The following is a 702-nucleotide window of genomic DNA, read 5'->3' on the forward strand; positions in this document are numbered from 1 at the left end:
GCCAGTTTCCGTCGTTATTTTCGGGCAACTAACGGAAAAGAAAGCCTGATAGCGGTTGACTGTCCACCGGAAAAGGAACCTATGGAACCTTTTTTGGCGGTTGCACAAGCGTACGCTGATGCTGGCGTTACTGTGCCTGAAATTATCGCAGCCGATACCGAGCAAGGTTTTATGTTGCAGTCAGATTTCGGCCAGATTTTGTTGCTCAGTAAGCTACACCCTCGTAATGCCCGGCAGTATTACCAGCAAGCTTTAGCTGCTTTGCCGAATATTATGTCAGTACGCAGTACCGAGTTAGGTGAATTGCCTGCGTTCGACACGGCTTTGCTCAAACGCGAGTTGTCGTTGTTTAAAGACTGGCTGCTCCAGACTCACTTAAACCTTAACTGGAATAATGAAGACCAGGAAATTTGGCAGCAATTCAGCCAGCAACTTATTGATAATGCACTGGAACAGCCTCAGGTTGGGGTGCACAGAGATTACCACTCACGTAATTTAATGCTGTTGGATGACGACAGCATTGGGGTTATTGATTTTCAGGATGCGGTGCTGGGACCGGTCACCTACGATGCGGTATCGCTGTTACGAGACTGCTATATTGAGTGGCCCGATGAATGGGTGGCTGAACTGGGTGAGGGCTTGCGGCAAAGGCTCGTTCAGTCAAACCATTTGGCAGCTCAGATCGAGCCTGAACAATGGCAG

At 49.0% G+C, this 702-nt stretch carries 1 protein-coding gene; it reads left to right on the forward strand.

Going from position 1 to position 702, the window contains the following annotated elements:
• On the forward strand, positions 1 to 702 hold a 702-nt coding region (locus tag B3180_RS08285; RefSeq protein WP_286843966.1), incomplete at both ends, for an aminoglycoside phosphotransferase family protein.

The sequence above is a fragment of the Idiomarina sp. UBA4206 genome (assembly GCF_002383015.1).
GTDB lineage: Bacteria > Pseudomonadota > Gammaproteobacteria > Enterobacterales > Alteromonadaceae > Idiomarina > Idiomarina abyssalis.